The following is a 15,333-nucleotide window of genomic DNA, read 5'->3' as shown; positions in this document are numbered from 1 at the left end:
TGGCGCTCCGGACGGGGCGTGCGGTTCAGCATTCGGCGAGGCGGGCGGCGTCGAGCAGTTGCCGGGGTGACTGCCGGCTGGTGACGCCCTTCGCCCGGTACATCGCGGCGTCGGCCCGGCAGAGCGCGTCGGCGAGCTGGGTGGGGCCGGTGACCGGGGCGAGCCCGACCGAGGCGGTGACCCGGACGCTGCACGCGCCCAGCGGGATGGGGGCGGCCATGGCCTCGCAGAGCCGCCGGGTGGCGTGGTCGATCCAGCGTCGGTCGAGCGAGGGGCTGGCCAGCAGGCCGGCGAACTCGTCGCCGCCGAGCCGGGCGACCAGGTTGTCGCCGGCGAAGGCGGCCAGCCGTTGGGCGACGCTGATCAGCACCTGGTCGCCGGCGGCGTGTCCGTAGCGGTCGTTGACCTGCTTGAAGTCGTTGAGGTCGAGGACCACCGCGATGAGGGGCTGCCCGCCGGCGTCGGTGAGCAGCGCGGCGGCCAGCCGGTAGAAGGCCCGCCGGTTGGGCAGCCCGGTGAGCGGGTCGTGGCTGGCGGCGTGCCGTTCCGCGGCCAGTTCGGCCTGCAGGTGCTCCAGTTCCGCCTCGGCCTGGAGGGCCCGGCGGCGTAGCTGCCACACCGAGACCAGGGCCCCGGCTGCGGAAACGCCGGACGCGACGGTCAACGGATCCGGCACGGGTCCTCCCTCGCAGTGTCGGCGCACGACCCGTGCGGCGGCGGCCGTCGTGCCCCGCCGGGTCGCTGTTTGCCCAGGTGGAAGCCCTGAGCCTGGTAACCCAAAGTGAACGGATAAGTACCGCCCACGTGCGTTATCATGCTCGCTGTCCGATGCAGATGCAATAGCAGATGCACGTGCAGCACGGCCGGATCTGATGTCGCACCGCCCCTTCGGCACCGCAACGTCCCCTCGCGACAGTGGCTCCGCACCCCGACAGAGAGACATCCATGCAGCAGCCAGAGAACGGCGTCCCCACCACCCAGTTGCCCCCGCTGAGGTGGGAGAAGAGCCGGCGAAGCAATCCCAGCGGCAACTGCGTCGAGTTGGCCGAACTACCCGGCGGGGCCGGCATCGCCGTGCGCAACTCGCGCCATCCCGAGGGCCCGGCCCTGATCTACACGGTGGACGAGATAACGGCGTTCGTCCTCGGCGCCCGCGACGGGGACTTCGACCATCTGATCGGCTGACGCCCGACGGTCCCGCCCACGGGACCGTATCCGTCCGGAGGATGTTCACCTCACCGTCGGTCCATGGCATGCTTACTCGTCGGTCGGGCGGGGGCCAGGGGCCGCGATCGGTTGGTGTGGGCAAGCGCGGAGGGGCGGGGCACGTGACGATGGTTGCCGCCGAGGGGGGACCGGCCACCGGCCCCACGGTGTTGCGGATGCTGCTCGGCGCGCAGTTGCGCCGGCTGCGGGAGGCCAGCGGTGTCACGCGTGAGGGCGCGGGCTGGGAGATCCGCTCCTCGGAGTCGAAGATCAGCCGGATGGAGCTGGGCCGGGTCGGCTTCAAGGAACGCGACGTCGCCGACCTGCTCACCCTCTACGGGGTGACCGTCGCCGAGGAACGCGACGCGCTGCTCAAGCTGGCCCGCGACGCCAACAGCCCCGGCTGGTGGCACCGCTACGGCGACGTCCTGCCCGGCTGGTTCCAGTCCTACCTGGGCCTGGAGGCCGCCGCCGTGCTGATCCGCAGCTACGAGGTGCAGTTCGTCCCCGGCCTGCTCCAGACCCCGGAGTACGCCCGGTCGGTGGTCCTGCTCGGACACCGGGGCGCGGCGGTCGAGGAGGTCGACCGGCGGGTCGAGCTGCGCATCCAGCGCCAGCAGGTGCTGCACCGGGAGAACCCGCCGCAGCTGTGGGCGGTGATCGACGAGGCCGCCCTGCGCCGGCCGATCGGCGGCCCGCAGGTGATGCACGGGCAGTTGACCGCGCTGATCGAGGCGACCCGCTCGTCGCACATCCGACTACAGATCATCCCGTTCGACGCCGGAGGCCACGCCGCCGCCGGCGGGGCCTTCACCATCCTGCGCTTCGGCGACGACGACCTGCCCGACATCGTCTACATCGAACAGCTGACCAGCGCGCTCTACCTCGACAAGCGGGAGGACCTGGACTACTACGCCGCCGCGATGGAGCGGCTCTGCGTCGAGGCCACCCCGCCGGAACGCACGCCCGAGGTGCTCACCCGACTGCGTGACGAGCTGTACCCGCAGTGACGGCCGCACCGGGCCGTCGGCCCCACCAGGGCGGCCTCTACGATGATCGACCGGAGACAGTGGACGGACGCCATCGACGACCGGATGGCGCGGAGTCATGGAGGATCCTGTGACCGCCGATGCCCCGACGGGCGCCGCCCCGCACCCCAGCGACCGGATCGACACCTCGGTCGCCCACCCGGCCCGCCGCTACAACTACTGGCTGGGTGGCAAGGACAACTTCCAGGCCGACCGGGACTCCGGCGACGCGATGGCCGCGGCCTTCCCGACCGTACGAACCTCCGCCCTGGAGAACCGCCGTTTCCTGCAACGCGCCGTCGCCCACCTGGCCCGCGAGGCCGGCGTACGGCAGTTCCTGGACATCGGCACCGGCATCCCCACGGCCAACAACACCCACGACGTGGCCCAGGCGATCACCCCGCAGGCCCGGGTGGTCTACGTCGACAACGACCCGATCGTGCTGGCCCACGCACGGGCGCTGCTGACCAGCTCGGCCCAGGGCGCCACCGCCTACATCGACGCCGACCTGCGTGAACCCGAGAAGATCCTGCACCACCCCGAACTGCGCCGCACCCTCGACCTGGAGCAGCCGGTCGCCCTGATGCTGGTGGCCATCCTGCACTTCGTGACGGAGGCCGAGGACCCGTACGGGGTGGTCGGCCGGTTGCTCGCGGCGCTGCCGCCGGGCAGCTACCTGGCCGCGTCGCACGCCACCTACGACTACCTGCCACCCGCCGTGGCCGAGGAGGCGCGGGCGGGCAACCGTAACGGCACCCCGCCCGGGATGATCAACCTGCGCAGTCGGGACGAGTTCGCCCGCTTCTTCGACGGCCTCGACCTGGTCGCACCCGGCGTCGTCTCGGTGGCCGAGTGGCGGGCCGAGGCCGAACCGCAGCCCCGGCCCACGGTCGACGAGGTCAGCGTGTACGGCGCGGTGGCCCGCAAGCCCTGACCGGCACCCGGCCGTCGGGCCGGTGCGCAGGTGCCCGGCCGTCGCGGTACACGTGCCGGCGGGCCGGCGTCCTCGCCCGGGAGGTGGCGTCAGCGTGACCTCCCGGCCGGGCAGCCGGGACAGCGCGGCGTCCAGGTCGGCGTCGGGACGGTCGAGCACGGCGAGCCGACGGTCCCCGGCCCCCGACCGTCCACGGTGGCGTCGCGCAACGGTTCCCGCAGCATCGACTTGACCGGATACCGCCACAGTTCGGTCAGTCGGGCCGGCACCGGCCCAGCGTACCGGTGGGGTGTCGTCGGTACGCGTGGTCGATTCGTCGTCCGGCTCGTAACTTTGTCGGATGATCCCACGCTCCCTGGCGCTCAGCCCCCGTACGGTCGTCTCCGCCGAGCCCCCCTCGGACGGGCCGGTAGGGTTCGTCACCGGTCTGGTGGAGCGGCTCGGCGGACCCGGCGCGGGGCTGGCGGTGGCGCTGGAGAACCTCTTCCCGCCGATCCCCAGCGAGGTGATCCTGCCGCTGGCCGGCTTCGCCGCCGCCCAGGGGCGGATCAGCCTGGTCTCGGCGATCCTCTGGACGACCCTCGGTTCCGTGGTCGGCGCGTGGGTGCTCTACGGCATCGGCGCGGCGCTGGGGCGGGACCGGATGCGGTCCATCGCGGCCCGACTGCCGCTGGTGAAACTGAGCGACGTGGACCGTACCGAGGCGTGGTTCCTCAAGCACGGGGTCAAGGCGGTGTTCTTCGGCCGGATGATCCCGATCTTCCGCAGCCTGATCTCCATCCCGGCGGGGGTGGAGCGGATGCCGATCATGACCTTCCTGCTCTACACCACGCTGGGCAGCCTGATCTGGAACACCACCTTCGTGATGGCCGGGTTCCTGCTCGGCGACAACTGGCACGTCGTCGAGGAGTACGTCGGGTCGTTCCAGAAGGTCGTCATCGTGGTCTGTGTCGCCGCCGCCGGGTGGTTCGTGGTGAACCGGGTCCGCCGGGCGCGGGCCGCCCGCGCCGCCGCCCCGACCACCGACGCCTGGTCCGCCGACGGCCCGGCCGCCGACGTCCGGTCGGCCGACGCGTCCGGGGGTGACGTCGCGGGGCGGCCGGACGTCGCCGACGGCCCGCCCTACCGGGGGACCGTCTACCGGGGCGGCCTCTGGGGACGCGACACCGACTGACCGGTCGCGGCGGCCGGGTTCCGGGCAGGCCGAATGATCCGTTGCGGCGGCCGGGCCGTACTGCTGTGCGGGGACCGGGACAGGGGAGGCACGATGGCGGAGCCGGGGCAGGAGTACCGTCCGGCGACGGGAGAGCAGCGACCGGTCTTCGAGCCGGTGATCGAGGTGACCAGGGAACCGGTCGAGGCGACGGGGGACGCGGCGTACCGCTCACCCCGGCCCCGGGGCGCGCGGCTGCTGGCCGCCGCCGCGGCGCTGGTGGTCGCGCTCGGTGCGATCGCGGTGGTGGTGACCATGGCGAACCCCGACCGGCTGGGGATCGTCTCCTCCGGTGACCGTACCGCCGCGCCCCCGGCGCAGGCGACCGCCGATCCCGGTGGCGCGGGCGCCGCCGAGGCCCCCGGGCGGACCCTGACCGCGCCGGCCGACGGGTTGCGCCGGGCCACCTTCGAGCTGATGGACGGGGTGACCTCGTTCCGGCTGCGCACCGACGACCTCGGTGCCGACCTGTACCGGATCAGCAGCCCCGCCGACGCCGGACTCACCCCCCGCCCCCAGGTCTCCGGCGACCGGGTGCAACTGCGGGTGACCCGCCGGGACCGGCCCGGCCGGGGCGTCGTCGACGTGACGCTCAACGCGCGGCTGACCTGGCGGTTGCGGCTGATCGGCGGGGTCAGCGACCACGTGCTCGACCTCACCGGCGCGCGGCTGTCCGGGGTGGAGCTGATCGGCGGCGCGGCCCGGATCGACCTGCGGCTGCCGCCGACCACCGGCACCCGCACCGTACGGATGACCGGCGGCGTCAACCAGTTCGTCGTCCACGCCCCCGGCGGCCCTCCGGTCCGGGTCCGCGCCGCCTCCGGCGCGGGCAGCGTCGTGTGGTACGGCGACCGGCGCGACGGGTTGGCCCGGGGCGCGACGGTCGGCTCGCCGAACTGGGACCGGTCACCCGACCGGCTCTACCTCGACCTGGTGGAAGGGGCGAACACCGTCACCGTCGTCGAGGACTGAACCGTCGTCGAGGACCGAACCGTCCCGGGACGGACCCGTCGCGGGCCGGCCGGCATAGAGTCGGGCGGTGGACCGTACCGAATCGTTGCCGGCGCAGACCCGACCACCCGGCGTCGCCCCCGAGGACCCGGGCAGCGTGCTGCTGCCCGGCCACGACGTGCCGCTGGGCCGGTACACCACGGTGCGCCGGCTGCTGCCGCAGCGGGCCCGCCGGATGGTCGGGGCGTGGTGCTTCGTCGACCACTTCGGCCCGGACGACGTGGCGCAGCGCCCCGGCATGGAGGTGCCCCCGCACCCGCACACCGGGTTGCAGACGGTCACCTGGCTGCTCGACGGCGAGATCGTGCACCGGGACAGTCTCGGCAACGTCCAGCCGATCCGTTCCGGCCAGCTCAACGTGATGACCTCCGGGCACGGTATCGCCCATTCCGAGCGGTCCCCGGCCATCCATCCGCCGCTGATGCACGGCGTGCAGCTGTGGGTGGCGCTGCCCGACCCGGCGCGTGCCGGTGCCGCCGGCTTCGCCCACCACGCCGACCTGCCCCGCTGGCGGTCCGGCGACTGGGACCACACCCTGCTCGTCGGCGAGCTGGCCGGCGAGGCGTCCCCGGCGGTGGTGCACACCCCGCTGCTCGGCGTGCAACTGGCGGCGCACGGCCCGGCCCCGGCGACGCCGCGACTGCGACCCCGCTTCGAGTACGCCCTGCTGGCGATGTCCGGCCGGGCCCGGGTGGACGGCGTGTCGCTGGAGCCCGGCGCGCTGCTCTACCTCGGCACGGGGCGGGGCGGGCTGGAGGTGAGCGCCGAGCCGGGCAGCCGGCTGATGCTGCTCGGCGGTGAGCCGTTCGACGAGCCCCTGGTCATGTGGTGGAACTTCGTCGGCCGCTCGCACGAGGAGGTGGCCGCCGCCCGCCAGGACTGGATGGCCGGCCGACGGTTCGGGCGGGTCACCGACGACGCGGCCCCGCCGCTGCCCGCCCCGGACCTGCCGACCGTCCGGTTGAAGGCCCGGGACCGGCGGGGGGACCTGCACGGTTGACCGGCCCGCCCCGGTGGTGTGCTCGCCCACAGTATTTCCAGAATCAGCCGTACGGGTGATGGCGTGGCCTATGATGATCGTGGCAGCGATGCCCACCCGGTTCGGGTGGCCACCCGGCGGTTCGCCGGTGAACAGGCACGCGTGCGCCCCAGGTCGCGGTTCGTGACCCGGGGCGCCCGCCTGTCCGGGGCCAGATGCTCCGCAGGTGCTGCGCGACGGTCAGATGCTCCGCAGGTGCTGCGCGACCCGCTGGTGCTGCTTCTCCCTCGCCTGCTGCGCCCGCCGGGCGGCGTCGACCTCCGGGGCGGGGTCGATCCGGGCGGAGCGGGCCACCTCCGCGTCGTTGGCGTAGTCCACCGGCGGCAGCGCCCGCAACGCCCGCAGCACGTCCGGTGGTGCGCCCTCCCGTTCGGCCTGGCGCACCACGGCCTCCTTCGCCGCCGGGTAGTCCAGGCTGGACAGGTACCGCAGGACATCGGTCCGACTGGCCATCGGTGGGCCTCCTCGCCGCCTCGATCCGGTCACGATCGGCGGCGGTTACCCGCCCGGCGGCCGGTCACGCGCCGACGGGCGGAAAACCCGGGCGGGCCGGGGCGGGCGGCGTCGTTTCCGGGTCGTCCCGGCGGGTAACCGAGCCGCCTGATGTCGAAGGGAGCCCCGCATGAACTACGACACCTTCGTCGACCAGGTGGCCCGGCGGGTCCGTACCGACCCGCAGCGGGCGGTGGTGCTGATCCACGCGACGCTGGCGACCCTCGCCGAACGGTTGACCGGGGGTGAGGTGCTCGACCTGGCGACGCAGCTGCCCGCGCCGCTGCGGCTGGCGCTGCGGCCCCGCCCCGGTACGGAGGCGGCCGAGCTGTTCGGCGCTGCCGAGTTCGTCGCCCGGGTGGCGCACCGGGCCGAGCTGGACGAGCCGGCCGCGCGGGACGGGGTGCGGGTGGTCTTCGGCACCGTCCACGAGGCGGTCAGCGGCGGCGAGTTCGACGATCTGGTGACCCGGCTGCCCCGCGACTACCGCGATCTGGTGGAGCCGGCGCTCGCCCCCGGCATGGCCACCCCGCGCCGGGCCTGACCCACCGGCCGCGCCCCGGGCGGTGGACCGGGGCACACAGCCGTTGACCAGGGCAACCACGCCGGAACGGGAGTCCGCCCTGACTTGGCGAGTCGTCCGGACCTGGCCTAACCTGGTCGGCACGAGGGGAGTACTTCCCACGAACCATTCCGGTCAGTACGGCGTGCCCCGGGCGCGCCTCGGGTGGTTGCCCACGGCGAACGTGGGTGAAGGAGACCTCGAACATGGCACGGTGTTCGAGGAGGCTCCATGACCGATCTGTCGTACTTTGCTGCCGGTGGGTTGTCGTCGGTCGGCACCCCCACCCTGTGGGCGGTGACCATCGTCGGCGTGCTCGCCCTGCTGGTGCTCGACTTCCTGGTCACCCGACGGCCGCACGAGGTGTCGATCCGGGAGGCGCTGGGCTGGTCGGCGTTCTACATCGCGCTGCCGTTGGCCTTCGGCGGCTGGGTCTGGTACCGCTTCGGCTCCCAGCAGGGCGTCGAGTACCTGACCGGCTACCTGGTCGAGAAGTCGCTGTCGGTCGACAACCTCTTCGTGTTCATGCTGCTGCTGGCCGCCTTCGCGGTGCCCGCCGTGCTCGCCCAGCGGGTGCTGCTCTACGGCATCGCGGGCGCGCTGGTGCTGCGTGCGGTCTTCATCGCCCTCGGCGCGGCGGCGTTGCAGACCCTCGACTTCGCCTTCCTGATCTTCGCCATCATCCTCATCGCCACCGCGGTCAAGCTGCTGCGCGACGCCCTCTCCGGGCACGAGCAGGAGATCGACATCAACAGGATGCGGTCGGTGCGGCTGCTGCGCCGGTTCATGCCGGTGGTCGACGAGTACCACGGCACCCGGATGACGATCCGGCAGCACGGCCGGCGGGCGCTCACCCCGTTCGCCCTCGTGGTGGTCGCGGTGCTCGCCACCGACATCGTCTTCGCGGTCGACTCGGTGCCCGCCGTCTACGGCATCACCGAGGACCCCTACCTGGTCTTCGCCACCAACGCGTTCGCGCTGCTCGGGCTGCGGGCGCTCTACTTCGTGCTGCACGCCGCGCTGAGCCGCCTGGTGCACCTCAGCTACGGCCTGGCGATCATCCTGGCCTTCATCGGCGTCAAGCTCGGCCTGCACTGGGCGCACGGCATCTGGCCGGGCGTGCCGGAGATCCCGACGCTGGCCTCACTCGGCGTGATCATCGGGGTTCTGGTCGTGGTCACCCTCACCAGCCTGCGGGCCACCCGTGACCGGGAGCCCGGCGAGGCCGAGGTCGTCGTCGACAAGCACTGACGGTACGCGACCGGCGGCGGCCCGCGACGGGGCCGCCGCCGTCGTGGCCCGGTCCGCCGGAACCCTCCCGCCCACGCCCGCCGGGTGGTACGACTGACGGGTGGGAATCGTGTCACCGGGCTTCCAGGGCCGCCGCCGGACGACCGACCCGGCCCTGCCGCCGGGGCAGTACCTGACCGAGGACTTCCCGGTGCTGTCCGCCGGGCCGACCCCCCGGGTCCCGCCGGACCGGTGGGAGTTCGTCCTCACCACCGAGACCGGCGACGAGGTCCGCTGGTCCTGGGCGGAGCTGATGGAGCTGCCGCAGGAGACCCCCACGGTGGACATCCACTGCGTCACCCGGTGGTCGAAGTTCGGCACCAACTGGCAGGGCGTCTCGCTGGACGTGCTGCTCGACGGGGTGGACACCGCCGCCGACTACGCCCAGGCCCACTCGTACGGCGGCTACACCACCAACCTGCCGCTGGACGACCTGCGCGACGGGCGGGCCTGGGTGGTGCACGGCTACGACGGCGAACCGCTGCCCGCCGAACACGGCGGCCCGGCCCGGCTGCTGGTGCCGCACCTCTACTTCTGGAAGTCCGCCAAGTGGGTACGCGGCCTGCGGCTGACCGTCGAGGACGAACCCGGTTTCTGGGAGACCGCCGGCTACCACGACTACGGCGACCCGTGGCGCGAGCAGCGCTACCAGGGCGACTGAGGTGACCGGGGCGGGTGGCCGGCTGGCCACGCCGCTGGGCTGGCGGGTGGCCCGGCTGGCGCAGCGCCGGATCGAGACGCCCACCGCGCAGACCCTCGTGCTGTCGGTGCCCGGCTGGCCGGGGCACCTGCCGGGGCAGCACGTCGACGTCCGGCTCACCGCCCCCGACGGGTACCAGGCGGCCCGGTCGTACTCGCTTGCCGGTCCGGCCGACGGCGAGCGGATCGCGTTGACCGTGCAGCGGGTGCCCGACGGCGAGGTGTCGCCGTACCTGATCGACACCTGGTCCGAGGGGGACCCGGTGGAGGTACGCGGCCCGGTCGGCGGCTGGTTCGTCTGGCGACCCGAGCAGACCGCGCCGGTGCTGCTGGTCGCCGGTGGCTCCGGGGTGGTGCCGCTGATGGCGATGGTGCGGGCCCGCCGGGCCGCCGGCAACCGCGCGCCGTTCCGGCTGATCTACTCGGTACGCACCCCGGCGGACGTCATCTACGCCGACGAGCTGCGCACCCGGGCCCGCGACGACCTCGGCCTGGACGTCACCTACGTCTACACCCGCGAGGCCCCCGACGGATGGCGGGGCGAACCGCACCGGATCGGCCTGGCCGACGTGAACACCCACGGCTGGCCGGCGGACCTGGAGCCGCTCTGCTACGTCTGCGGCCCGACCGGCTTCGTGGAGACCGTCGCGGACCTGCTGGTGGGGCTGGGCCACCCGACCCGCCGGGTCCGTACCGAACGGTTCGGGCCCACCGGCTGACCGGCGAGGAGAACCGATGACCGAGATGTCCTACCTGGACGGCAACATGCTCGACGGGCCGCTGCGCGAGCTGCTCGCCGTGGACCTGAGCGCGGCGACCGGGCGGTGCGCGTCCTGCGGCATGGTCGGCCCGATGGCCGGCCTGCGCGTCTACGCCCACGCCCCCGGGCTGGTGGGTCGCTGCCCGGCCTGCGCCGAGGTGATGCTCCGGCTGGTCCGGGCCCCCGACCGCGCCTGGCTGGACCTGCGCGGCGCGACCTACCTCCAGGTGCCGATGCCGCCGACCACGCCGCCGTCCCTGCGCTGATCACGGTGCGGCGGCGACCGACGCCCGGCGCACCAGCGGGCACGGCAGGGCGACGTGCCGGGCCACCCGACGGCGGGCCCCCTTCGGCCGGTCGAGCAGCTCCACCATGGTCTCCACCGCCCACGCGCCCATCCCGTGGTGCGGCAACGCCACGCTGGTCAGGGCGGGGAACAGCCCGTCGGCGATGACCTCCTGGTTGTCGCAGCCGACCACCGAGAGTTCCTGCGGGACCCGCAGGCCGAGTTCGGCCGCCGCCCGGTAGACGCCCATCGCCATCGCGTCGGTGAAACAGAACAGCGCCGTCGGCCGGTCGGCCGCGCCGAGCAGGGCGCGGGCCGCCCGGTGCCCCCCGGCGGGGTCGCCGACGTCGGCGTACACCAGCTCCGGCCGGTACGGCACCCCGGCCGCCCAGAGCGCCTCCCGGTAGCCGAGCAGCCGGCCCCGGGCGGCGGGGACGTCGTCGACGGTGGTGACGAAACCGATCCGCCGGTGTCCGTGGGCGAGTAGTTCCCGCACCGCCGTGGCGGCACCACCGCGCTCGTCCGGCACCACCGAGGGGACCGTGGCGTCGGCGCTGCGGGCGTTGAGCAGCACCACCGGCATCGGGCGCAGCTCGTCGGGGACCCGCACCACCCGGTGGTCCATGGTCGCGTAAAGAACCCCGTCGACCCGGTGCCGTGCCAGGGCCCGGATCTCCCGCCGTTCGACCTCGGGGTCACGGCCGGTGGTGAGCAGCAGCACCCACCCGCGCGCCGACGCGGTCTCCTGCGCGCCCAGGACGAGCCGCCCGGCCTGGCCGGCGGCGGCGACGACGTCACCGAGCAGCCCCAGCGCGTACGACCGTTGCAGCCGCAGCCCCCGGGCCAGCCCGTTCGCCGCGTAGCCGAGCTGGCGGGCCACCGTCTCGACCCGTTCCCGGGTCTGGGCGCTGACCCGGGTACCGGACTTGTTGTTCAGCACGTGGGAGACGGTGGTCACCGAGACACCTGCGGCGGCGGCGACGTCCCGGATGCTCGCCTTCGGTCCCATCGGTTCACCTTCGTGTCGCTCGTGACTCGGCGGTCGGACCCGCCGGCCCGCCAACGCTAGCCGAACGGACCCACCGGTGGAGATCACCAACGGCCCCGCCCACGGGATGGTCGCCCGGCGGTGCCGGTGGGTCGCCGGGCGGCGGTCCGGTCCGCCCCGTGCGGCACCGCCCGCCGGGCCCACCGGCGGGCGGCGCCGCACGGCTCAGATCCGGGAGGTGAAGGCGACGAGCACCTGGTACGGCGCGGGACTGCCGGTGTTGTCGAAGCAGATCACGTCCACCGGGGCGTCCACCGCGTACGACCACGGCTGGGTCAGGTTGCAGTAGTTCGGCCCGGTGCCCTGCGCGGTGACCTGCGCGTGCGTCTCCTTCTGCCCGAGCTGCTTGAAGGTGACCAGGTAACGGCCGGCCGGGGCGAGCGGCGCGATGGTGTTGACGCCCACCCCGAGCTGGGAGTTGTCGTTGGTGGGGCCGCCCGCCGCGCTGGCCAGGTGACCGAAGAACGTCGGCGGGGCCAGCGACCCGACCACCGACCGTCCCCGGTGGTAGGAGAGGGTGAAGTCGGTGTTCACGGGCGCGCCGGCCTGGTCGAAGCAGAACACGTAGACCAGCACGTCGGTGCCGGAGGCGCCCCAGCGGGCGACGGTGCACCGGCGCGGACCGGCGTTCGGCTGGATCGCGGTGGCCTGCACGTTGCCGGCCAGCACCCCGGCCAGCCCGACCCCGGGCAGCTTCACCGACCACTGTCCGACCCCGAGCGGGGCCAGCGCGGCGGGGGCCCCGGTCGACACGTACGACTGGACCAGGCCGCTGACCCCGCCCTGGACGTAGGCGTGCGCGGTGCCGGCCGGCAGCACCCCGGAGCTGGCGGTCCACAGCACGGTGAACCGGCTGTCGTCGCGGGTGCCGCCGGGGGCGAAGCACTGCACGTCGACGATCTCGTCGGTGCCCGACTGGAACCAGCGCACCACCGTGCAGTAGTGCCCGGCCCGGTCGACCGGCGTCACGTGCGGCACCCCGCGCGCACCGGCGCCGATCTGCGGGAAGCGCACCTGGAACCGGCCCGGGGCGAGTTTGACGCCGTCGGCCCAGGCGGCCGGGAAGGCGGTCTTCCAGGTGCCCCACTGCCGGCTGGTGTCCAGCACGGTCCAGCTGGTGACGGTGGGGTTGTCGACGTAGGCGAAGCCCCAGCGGTCCGCGGTGGCGGCCGCGGCGGGTGCGGCCGGCGCGAGCCCCACGGCAGCCACCAGGGCGGCCAGTGCGACGGCGACGACACGGCGAACTCTCATCTGTTCCTCCGATCGGTGGTGGTCGAACAGGAACTCAGCGTGAGCGGAAGGCGCGCCCAAAGCAACGGTGTCGGCTACGCGGTGTGACTACAGTCGGGAGCCCGTCACTGATGTATCAAACTGCCCCCGACGGCCTCGTCCGCCGCGCTCCGGCGCGGCGGTGCCGGTGCGACCGACACGTTTGTCGGGCTGACCGCCGGGAAGGGAGCGGACATGACGAAACCTCGGGTGGTGATCGTGGGGGCCGGTTTCGCCGGTTACCACGCGGCGAAGACGTTGCGTCGGCTGGCCGGCGGACGGGCCGAGATCGTGCTGCTGAACTCGACCGACTACTTCCTCTACCTGCCGCTGTTGCCCGAGGTGGCCGCCGGGGTGGTCGAGCCCACCCGGATCTCGGTCCCGCTGACCGGCACCCTGCCCGGGGTCCGGGTGGTCGTCGGCGAGGCCGACCGGGTCGACCTGCGCCACCGCTGGGTCGGTTTCACCAACCCGGAGGGGGAGCGGGGCCAGCTCGCCTACGACCGGCTGGTGCTCTGCGTCGGCAGCGTCAACAAGCTGCTGCCCATCCCCGGTGTGACCGAGTACGCCCACGGTTTCCGGGGCCTGCCCGAGGCGGTCTACCTGCACGACCACGTGGTCCGCCAGATCGAGCTGGCCGAGCAGGCGCAGGACCCGGCCGAGCAGCGGGCCCGGTCCACCTTCGTCGTGGTGGGCGCGGGCTACACCGGCACCGAGGTCGCCGCGCACGGGCAACTCTTCACCGACGCGCTGCACGCCCAACGCCCCCGGTTGACCGTCCGGCCCCGGTGGATGCTGCTGGACGTCGCCCCCCGCGTGCTGCCGGAGCTGGACGAGCGGATGTCGCAGACCGCCGACCGGGTGCTGCGCCGCCGGGGGGTCGACGTCCGGATGGGCACCTCCGTCGCCGAGGCCACCGCCGACGGGGTGCACCTCACCGACGGCGAGTACGTCCCGACCTGCACGCTGGCCTGGTGCGTCGGGGTCCGCCCCGACCCGTTCGTGGCCGAGCTGGGCCTGCGTACCGAGAAGGGCCGGCTGGTGGTCGACGAGTATCTCAACGTCCCCGGCTTCCCCGAGGTGTACGCCTGCGGCGACGCCGCCGCCGTGCCGGACCTGACTCGCCCCGGGCAGCTCTGCACGATGACCGCCCAGCACGCGCAGCGGCAGGGCAAGCTCGCCGCGCACAACATCGCCGCCTCCTACGGGCACGGCCGGCGTCGCCCGTACAAGCACCACGACCTGGGCTGGGTGGTCGACCTGGGCGGAAAGGACGCGGCGGCGAACCCGCTGAAGCTGTCGCTGTCGGGGCTGGCCGCCAAGGCGGTCACCCGGGGCTACCACCTGCTGGCGATGCCCGGCAACCGGGCGCGGGTGAGCGCCGACTGGGTGCTCGACGCCGCGCTGCCCCGCCCGGCGACGCAGCTCGGCCTGGTCCCGGCCCACGCCGTGCCGCTGGAGAGTTCCTCGCCCGAGGTGCCGGTGCGCACCCGCTGAGCCGGTGCCGCCCGGACGGCCACGGGACGCCTGCGAGACCCGGCGACGACCTCCGCCCCGGCTTCACTCCCGTGGGGTGAGGGGTGCTCACCCGCGCGGGACAGACCATCGGGACGACCGGAGGTCTTCCGAGGCACGCGGAAGGGTAGGTCGTCATGAAGAGGATCGTGGAGATTGTCCCGGCCCGTCCCGGTTGGTACTCCCGCTGGCAGGTCGGCCCCGAGGTGACCCGGTGCTACCCGGTGAGCCTCTGGGCGCTGGTGGAGGAGGCCGACGGCTCGGGCCGCGAGGTGGTGGGCATGGACTGTGCCGGGCAGTGGCCCGGCGCGGAGGACAACGAGTCGGGCGGGGGATTCGTCCGGTACCTGTTCCAACTGCCCGATTCCGGTCCTCCGGAGGACGTCGAACCCCCGTCGTCCGCCGCGCCCCGGTCGACCGGGCCGCGCCGGCAACCGGCCGTCGAGGCGCAGGAGGCTGTCGTCAGCGCGTGACGGTGACCCGCCCAGGCCCTCCTCCCGGCCCCCGGCCCCTGGTCCCAGGGTCGGGGGCCACCCCGGCCGGACGGCTCAGCCCACCTCGCGGACGTCGTCGCCGGTGCCGGCCGCCGGCTGCTCCTGCACCGCCAGCAACTCGGCCAAACCGGTGCGGTCGAGCAGCTGCTGGAGCCGGGCGCCGACCCCGGTCAACCGGACCGGGCCGGCCCCGCCCTGGCTGAGCACCACGAACGCGCTGAGCCCCGACGAGTCGCACAGGCCGACCCCGCCCAGGTCGATGATCAGCGTGCGGTGACCGTCCGCGCGGACCCCGGCCGCCGCCTCGACCAGCTCCGGCGCGGTGTCGAAGTCGAGGTCGCCGGTGAGCCGCAGCCGGGCGGTGCCGGCGTCGAGCCGGGTCACCTCGATGGTCAACAGCTGCGGGCGCATGTCCCCATGTTCCCAGCAACGGGTGATCGGGAAACGCCGGGGTTCGGCCGACGCGGTCCCCGCACGCCCGGTACGG

At 73.8% G+C, this 15,333-nt stretch carries 19 protein-coding genes; 13 read left to right on the top strand and 6 right to left on the bottom strand.

Annotation, left to right across the window (positions count from 1 at the left end; genetic code table 11):
* Positions 1 to 25: 25 nt before the first annotated feature.
* A complete protein-coding gene (locus tag FJK98_RS20085) occupies positions 26 to 676 on the bottom strand; it encodes a GGDEF domain-containing protein (RefSeq protein ID WP_145920399.1) in 651 nt (216 codons plus the stop codon).
* Between the two features lie 269 nt (positions 677 to 945).
* Between FJK98_RS20085 and FJK98_RS20080 the strand changes: the two genes are divergently transcribed.
* From FJK98_RS20080 to FJK98_RS20070, 3 genes are all read left to right on the top strand, one after another.
* Positions 946 to 1,185, top strand: a complete 240-nt coding sequence (locus FJK98_RS20080) for a DUF397 domain-containing protein (protein ID WP_088645293.1) — start codon at positions 946 to 948, stop codon at positions 1,183 to 1,185.
* Between the two features lie 149 nt (positions 1,186 to 1,334).
* Positions 1,335 to 2,216 carry a helix-turn-helix domain-containing protein gene (locus FJK98_RS20075; RefSeq protein WP_370517090.1) on the top strand — a complete coding sequence of 294 codons (882 nt, stop codon included), beginning with the start codon at positions 1,335 to 1,337 and terminating at the stop codon, positions 2,214 to 2,216.
* A gap of 97 nt (positions 2,217 to 2,313) precedes the next feature.
* The gene (locus FJK98_RS20070; protein WP_194822246.1) at positions 2,314 to 3,168 is read left to right on the top strand and encodes an SAM-dependent methyltransferase; all 855 of its coding nucleotides are present in this window, start codon (positions 2,314 to 2,316) and stop codon (positions 3,166 to 3,168) included.
* Between the two features lie 89 nt (positions 3,169 to 3,257).
* Here FJK98_RS20070 and FJK98_RS20065 read toward each other — a convergent pair whose 3' ends face one another.
* On the bottom strand, positions 3,258 to 3,437 hold the full coding sequence (locus FJK98_RS20065) for a hypothetical protein (RefSeq protein ID WP_145920397.1): 180 nt from the start codon (positions 3,435 to 3,437) through the stop codon (positions 3,258 to 3,260).
* A gap of 71 nt (positions 3,438 to 3,508) precedes the next feature.
* Here FJK98_RS20065 and FJK98_RS20060 point away from each other — a divergent pair, with 71 nt between their 5' ends.
* From FJK98_RS20060 to FJK98_RS20050, 3 genes are all read left to right on the top strand, one after another.
* Positions 3,509 to 4,342 (top strand): DedA family protein, encoded by an 834-nt coding sequence (locus tag FJK98_RS20060; protein WP_145920396.1) that lies wholly within the window; start codon positions 3,509 to 3,511, stop codon positions 4,340 to 4,342.
* Between the two features lie 93 nt (positions 4,343 to 4,435).
* Positions 4,436 to 5,353 (top strand): cell wall-active antibiotics response protein, encoded by a 918-nt coding sequence (locus tag FJK98_RS20055; RefSeq protein WP_240762183.1) that lies wholly within the window; start codon positions 4,436 to 4,438, stop codon positions 5,351 to 5,353.
* A 67-nt stretch (positions 5,354 to 5,420) separates the two neighbouring features.
* Positions 5,421 to 6,392, top strand: coding sequence for a pirin family protein (locus FJK98_RS20050; protein ID WP_145920395.1), 972 nt, complete (start codon positions 5,421 to 5,423; stop codon positions 6,390 to 6,392).
* Positions 6,393 to 6,611: 219 nt separating this feature from the next.
* On the opposite strand, the gene FJK98_RS20045 is transcribed toward FJK98_RS20050, so the two are convergent.
* Positions 6,612 to 6,884, bottom strand: coding sequence for a DUF2795 domain-containing protein (locus FJK98_RS20045; RefSeq protein ID WP_145920394.1), 273 nt, complete (start codon positions 6,882 to 6,884; stop codon positions 6,612 to 6,614).
* A 169-nt stretch (positions 6,885 to 7,053) separates the two neighbouring features.
* Here FJK98_RS20045 and FJK98_RS20040 point away from each other — a divergent pair, with 169 nt between their 5' ends.
* From FJK98_RS20040 to FJK98_RS20020, 5 genes are all read left to right on the top strand, one after another.
* A complete protein-coding gene (locus FJK98_RS20040; RefSeq protein WP_145920393.1) occupies positions 7,054 to 7,467 on the top strand; it encodes a DUF2267 domain-containing protein in 414 nt (137 codons plus the stop codon).
* A 249-nt stretch (positions 7,468 to 7,716) separates the two neighbouring features.
* Positions 7,717 to 8,736 (top strand): TerC/Alx family metal homeostasis membrane protein, encoded by a 1,020-nt coding sequence (locus FJK98_RS20035; protein ID WP_145920392.1) that lies wholly within the window; start codon positions 7,717 to 7,719, stop codon positions 8,734 to 8,736.
* A 100-nt stretch (positions 8,737 to 8,836) separates the two neighbouring features.
* Positions 8,837 to 9,436: a sulfite oxidase-like oxidoreductase gene (locus FJK98_RS20030; RefSeq protein ID WP_145920391.1), complete on the top strand. Its 600-nt coding sequence runs from the start codon at positions 8,837 to 8,839 to the stop codon at positions 9,434 to 9,436.
* A gap of 1 nt (position 9,437) precedes the next feature.
* On the top strand, positions 9,438 to 10,193 hold the full coding sequence (locus FJK98_RS20025; protein ID WP_145920390.1) for a ferredoxin reductase: 756 nt from the start codon (positions 9,438 to 9,440) through the stop codon (positions 10,191 to 10,193).
* Positions 10,194 to 10,209: 16 nt separating this feature from the next.
* The gene (locus tag FJK98_RS20020; RefSeq protein ID WP_145920389.1) at positions 10,210 to 10,500 is read left to right on the top strand and encodes a DUF6510 family protein; all 291 of its coding nucleotides are present in this window, start codon (positions 10,210 to 10,212) and stop codon (positions 10,498 to 10,500) included.
* On the opposite strand, the gene FJK98_RS20015 is transcribed toward FJK98_RS20020, so the two are convergent.
* Together FJK98_RS20015 and FJK98_RS20010 are read right to left on the bottom strand one after the other, a co-directional pair.
* Complete coding sequence (locus tag FJK98_RS20015; protein WP_145920388.1) at positions 10,501 to 11,529, bottom strand: LacI family DNA-binding transcriptional regulator; 1,029 nt, start codon at positions 11,527 to 11,529, stop codon at positions 10,501 to 10,503.
* Positions 11,530 to 11,733: 204 nt separating this feature from the next.
* Complete coding sequence (locus FJK98_RS20010; RefSeq protein ID WP_145920387.1) at positions 11,734 to 12,819, bottom strand: hypothetical protein; 1,086 nt, start codon at positions 12,817 to 12,819, stop codon at positions 11,734 to 11,736.
* A 213-nt stretch (positions 12,820 to 13,032) separates the two neighbouring features.
* Here FJK98_RS20010 and FJK98_RS20005 point away from each other — a divergent pair, with 213 nt between their 5' ends.
* Together FJK98_RS20005 and FJK98_RS20000 are read left to right on the top strand one after the other, a co-directional pair.
* Positions 13,033 to 14,334 (top strand): NAD(P)/FAD-dependent oxidoreductase, encoded by a 1,302-nt coding sequence (locus tag FJK98_RS20005; RefSeq protein WP_145920386.1) that lies wholly within the window; start codon positions 13,033 to 13,035, stop codon positions 14,332 to 14,334.
* A gap of 155 nt (positions 14,335 to 14,489) precedes the next feature.
* Positions 14,490 to 14,825 (top strand): hypothetical protein, encoded by a 336-nt coding sequence (locus FJK98_RS20000; protein WP_228543644.1) that lies wholly within the window; start codon positions 14,490 to 14,492, stop codon positions 14,823 to 14,825.
* 75 nt (positions 14,826 to 14,900) lie between these two features.
* On the opposite strand, the gene FJK98_RS19995 is transcribed toward FJK98_RS20000, so the two are convergent.
* The gene (locus tag FJK98_RS19995) at positions 14,901 to 15,257 is read right to left on the bottom strand and encodes an STAS domain-containing protein (protein WP_145920385.1); all 357 of its coding nucleotides are present in this window, start codon (positions 15,255 to 15,257) and stop codon (positions 14,901 to 14,903) included.
* Positions 15,258 to 15,333: the final 76 nt, after the last annotated feature.

It is taken from the genome of Micromonospora sp. HM134, assembly GCF_007833915.1.
GTDB lineage: Bacteria > Actinomycetota > Actinomycetes > Mycobacteriales > Micromonosporaceae > Micromonospora > Micromonospora wenchangensis.
This window is presented reverse-complemented; position numbering and strand designations above follow the sequence as displayed.

What these genes read in the sequence shown, in the direction of transcription:
- FJK98_RS20080 (WP_088645293.1), top strand. Translation starts at nt 946, where the DNA reads ATGCAGCAGCCAGAGAACGGCGTCCCCACCACCCAGTTGCCCCCGCTG.
- FJK98_RS20075 (WP_370517090.1), top strand. Translation starts at nt 1,335, where the DNA reads ATGGTTGCCGCCGAGGGGGGACCGGCCACCGGCCCCACGGTGTTGCGG.
- FJK98_RS20070 (WP_194822246.1), top strand. Translation starts at nt 2,314, where the DNA reads ATGGAGGATCCTGTGACCGCCGATGCCCCGACGGGCGCCGCCCCGCAC.
- FJK98_RS20060 (WP_145920396.1), top strand. Translation starts at nt 3,509, where the DNA reads ATGATCCCACGCTCCCTGGCGCTCAGCCCCCGTACGGTCGTCTCCGCC.
- FJK98_RS20055 (WP_240762183.1), top strand. Translation starts at nt 4,436, where the DNA reads ATGGCGGAGCCGGGGCAGGAGTACCGTCCGGCGACGGGAGAGCAGCGA.
- FJK98_RS20045 (WP_145920394.1), bottom strand. Translation starts at nt 6,884, where the DNA reads ATGGCCAGTCGGACCGATGTCCTGCGGTACCTGTCCAGCCTGGACTAC.
- FJK98_RS20040 (WP_145920393.1), top strand. Translation starts at nt 7,054, where the DNA reads ATGAACTACGACACCTTCGTCGACCAGGTGGCCCGGCGGGTCCGTACC.
- FJK98_RS20035 (WP_145920392.1), top strand. Translation starts at nt 7,717, where the DNA reads ATGACCGATCTGTCGTACTTTGCTGCCGGTGGGTTGTCGTCGGTCGGC.
- FJK98_RS20020 (WP_145920389.1), top strand. Translation starts at nt 10,210, where the DNA reads ATGACCGAGATGTCCTACCTGGACGGCAACATGCTCGACGGGCCGCTG.
- FJK98_RS20015 (WP_145920388.1), bottom strand. Translation starts at nt 11,529, where the DNA reads ATGGGACCGAAGGCGAGCATCCGGGACGTCGCCGCCGCCGCAGGTGTC.
- FJK98_RS20010 (WP_145920387.1), bottom strand. Translation starts at nt 12,819, where the DNA reads ATGAGAGTTCGCCGTGTCGTCGCCGTCGCACTGGCCGCCCTGGTGGCT.
- FJK98_RS20005 (WP_145920386.1), top strand. Translation starts at nt 13,033, where the DNA reads ATGACGAAACCTCGGGTGGTGATCGTGGGGGCCGGTTTCGCCGGTTAC.
- FJK98_RS20000 (WP_228543644.1), top strand. Translation starts at nt 14,490, where the DNA reads ATGAAGAGGATCGTGGAGATTGTCCCGGCCCGTCCCGGTTGGTACTCC.
- FJK98_RS19995 (WP_145920385.1), bottom strand. Translation starts at nt 15,257, where the DNA reads ATGCGCCCGCAGCTGTTGACCATCGAGGTGACCCGGCTCGACGCCGGC.